The organism is Streptomyces lushanensis, assembly GCF_001700515.1.
Taxonomy (GTDB): Bacteria; Actinomycetota; Actinomycetes; order Streptomycetales; family Streptomycetaceae; genus Streptomyces; species Streptomyces lushanensis.
On the sequence record NZ_MAUD01000505.1, the window covers coordinates 1 to 3,394 of the forward strand.

At 71.9% G+C, this 3,394-nt stretch carries 2 protein-coding genes; one reads left to right on the forward strand and one right to left on the reverse strand.

From position 1 onward, the window contains the following. The first annotated feature begins 141 nt into the window (after positions 1-141). Positions 142-1,275: an LAETG motif-containing sortase-dependent surface protein gene (locus BFF77_RS30475; protein ID WP_245703865.1), complete on the forward strand. Its 1,134-nt coding sequence runs from the start codon at positions 142-144 to the stop codon at positions 1,273-1,275. A gap of 178 nt (positions 1,276-1,453) precedes the next feature. On the opposite strand, the gene BFF77_RS30480 is transcribed toward BFF77_RS30475, so the two are convergent. Next, positions 1,454-3,184, reverse strand: a complete 1,731-nt coding sequence (locus BFF77_RS30480) for a succinic semialdehyde dehydrogenase (RefSeq protein WP_079125636.1) — start codon at positions 3,182-3,184, stop codon at positions 1,454-1,456. Positions 3,185-3,394: the final 210 nt, after the last annotated feature.

Sequence of the window (3,394 nt, forward strand, 5' to 3'; positions counted from 1 at the left end):
GTGTCCTGGTGGACGCGCGTCCCGCTCCGTGCGCGACGCGCGTCCACCAGGACACGTGCACGGACATGTGACGCAGGCCACTTAAAGATTTCGTGAAGTCGGCCGCAACCATCGCCCCATGTCATGGGTCTTGCTTGCGTAATGACCGGCCTCACCCATGAGCCACATCGGCGAAGGCCCAACGACTCCGTACCGCGTCCGCGCGGTACGCCGGACTTCGCCGAGGTCTTCATGAAGCTTCGCCGCGCCATGGCCGTCGCAGCCGCGACCGCCGTCATCGCGCCCGCCGCGCTCTTCTCGGCGCCGGCCGCGTTCGCGAGCGGCGACGACACGGTCGCAACCACGACCGAGTCACCTTCCCCCGGCGCGTCCGAGAGCACCATGTCCCCGGCTCCCGAGGACTCGGAGAGCGGCACGCCCACCAGCGCCCCGCCGACCACCGGGAGCGGCACGCCGTCGAGCCCGGCCGCCTCGGAGAGCTCGTCGCCGTCCTCCCCGCCCCCGACCACCGGGACCACCGCTCCTCCCGCTCCGAGCACCAGCCCGAGCGACGAGCCGAGCGAGGGCCCGGTGGGCTGCCTGGACGAGACGAACGGCGAGGTCGTCTTCAGCAAGGACCTGCGGACCGGCGTCAGCGGGCTGCCCGAGAAGATCGTCGCGGGCAGCGGCTTCCACGACCTCAAGCTCAACGTCGCGAACAGGGGCGACGAGGACTTCAAGCGCGTCGACTTCGGCGCTTTCGCGAGCCGGCTCCTCGACGAGGAGACGGGCGAGGAGACCGGCCGGTATCTGACGCTCCAGTTCAAGGACCCCGAGTCGGGTGTGTGGGAGGACATCTCCCTCGACCAGGAGGACGAGAACTACGGCTACATCGGCTACACCGAGGTCAAGGCCAAGCAGTCGTACACCATCGATCTGCGGCTGAGCGTGGCCAAGGCGGCCCCGGCCGGGCTCGGTGTCGTCTTCAGCATCGGTCTGTACTCGGACGGCGAGGGCAACTGCGTCATCGAGGACAACGACACCTTCTACGAGTTCGAGATCCTCGGCGCCGGTGCGGACCCGGGCGAGCCCAACGAGGCCGAACCGCAGGAGGGTGGCAAGAAGCCGCTCCCCAACCCCACCGGTGACAACGAGATCAAGCCGCAGGGCAGCCTGGCCGAGACCGGCTCGTCCTCGATGGTGCCCGTCATCGGTATGGCCGGCGGTATCGCGATCGTCGCCGGTGCCGGAGTGGTGTTCGCGCTCCGACGCCGTCAGGGCAGCGCCGCCGCGTAATCCGCGTACGGCCCGCATACACGTCAGAGGCGCTGCGCTCGGAGGGGGGTGCAGCGCCTCTGGCGTGTCCGCGCCTCCGTCGTGTCCGCGCCTCGGTCGTGTGCCGGGCCCGGTCGTGGTACGGCCTCGGCTCCCGCGTCGAGGACCGGACGGAAGCCGCCGGCCTGCCGATCGGGGACTACCGCAGCCCGAGCGCCTTCATGGCCCGCAGGCCTCGGCTCATGAAGGCCGCGTACCGCCCGTCGTCCATCCCGAAGGACGGAGCTATGGGCATGATCCGCTGCTGGGCGACGGTCTGGGCCTCGGTGTACTTGAGGATGCCCTCGGCGCCGTGTCGCCGACCGAGCCCGGAATCCTTCATTCCGCCCATCGGTGCCCGCACGCTGCCGTACGCCGCCGCGTATCCCTCGTTGATGTTGACCGTGCCGGTCCGCAGCCGGGCCGCCACCGCCTGGCCGCGTGCCGCGTTCTTCGTCCATACGCTGGCGTTGAGGCCGTACGGCGTGGCGTTGGCGAGCCGGACCGCCTCGTCCTCGTCGCCGAACCGGTGGACGGACACGACCGGGCCGAACGTCTCCTCCGTACACACCGCCATCGTCGCCTCGACGCCTTCGAGAATGGTCGGCTCGTGGAAGAGCGGGCCGATGTCGGGGCGCGCGACCCCACCCGCGATCACCGTGGCGCCCTTGGCCACGGCCTCCTCGACATGACGGGTGACCGTGGTGAGCTGGCGCTCGCTCGCGAGGGAGCCCATGTCCGCGCCGTAGGCGAGCGCGCCGCCGAGCCGCATCGCCCTCGTACGGGCGGCGAACCGCGCCACGAACGCGTCGGCCAGCGATTCGTGCACATAGAGCCGCTCGATGGAGACGCAGAGCTGGCCCGCGGAGGAGAAGCAGGCGCGCACCGCGCCCGCCGCGGCCTTCTCCACATCCGCGTCCTCCAGGACCAGCATGGCGTTCTTGCCGCCCAGTTCGAGCGAGACACCGACCAGGCGGTCCGCCGCGCCCCGGGCGACCTCACGGCCGGTACGGGTGGAGCCGGTGAAGGAGACGTAGTCGGCGCGTCCGACGACCTCGGGGCCGACGACCGGGCCCTCGCCGAGCACCACCTGGAAGACCTCGGCGGGCAGTCCGGCCTCGATCAGCAGGTCCCGGGCCCACAGCGCGGTGAGGGCGGTCCCGGTGTCGGGCTTCATCACCACGGCGTTGCCGGCGACGAACGCGGGCAGGGCGTCGCCGACGGACAGTTCGAGGGGATAGTTCCAGGGCGCGATCTGGCCGACGACACCGCGCGGCCGGCGCAGTTCGGTGACCTTGGTGAGGACCGGTACGGCGCCGGTGTGGCGCTTCGGCCGCAGATACGAGCGTGCCGCGCGCCCGTAGTGGCGGGCGGCGACGGCGACGGCCTGGACCTCCTCGTGGGCGTGCAGCCGCGCCTTGCCGGTTTCGAGCTGGATCAGATCGAGCACCTCGGCCTGGCGCTCCAGTACGAGATCGTGGAAGCGGAGCAGTACGGCGGCCCGCCCGCGTACCGGGAGGGCGGCCCAGCCGGGCTGGGCGGAACGGGCCCGCTCGAAGGCGGTCGCCACGTCCTCGGGGGTGGACTCGGGCAGGTCCGCCAGCTTCTCGCCGGTGAAGGGGGTGCGGCCGGCGGTACGGCCGGAGCCGGTGACGCCGCGTGTGAGCCGGGCGACCACCTCGGGCGTGACCACCTCGGCCGCGGTGCGCACACCGGCCGGGACTGCGGCCACGGGGTTGGTGCCGCCACCGGCGCCACCACCGGTCCCGCCTCCGGTCCCGACGCGGGTGCCAGCACCGGTCCCGACGTGGGTGCCACCACCGGTCCCGACGCGGGCTTGGGAAGCGGCGCCGGGTCCGGGTGCGGCGGCGGAGGCCTGCGAGTCCGTCATGAGGCCGAGGGTAGGCCGCGCGCGAGTCTTTGGCTACCCGTCGGTAACACCTTTCACCGGACACCCCCCGGGTCACTCGCGCGGTGCGCTGACCTCGGGTGTCGGCCGCGCACCGCGCGAGTGACCCGGGGGGTGTCCGGTGAAAGGTGTTACCGACGGGTAGCCAAAGACTCGCGCGCGGCCTACCCTCGGCCTCATGACGGCCTCGCA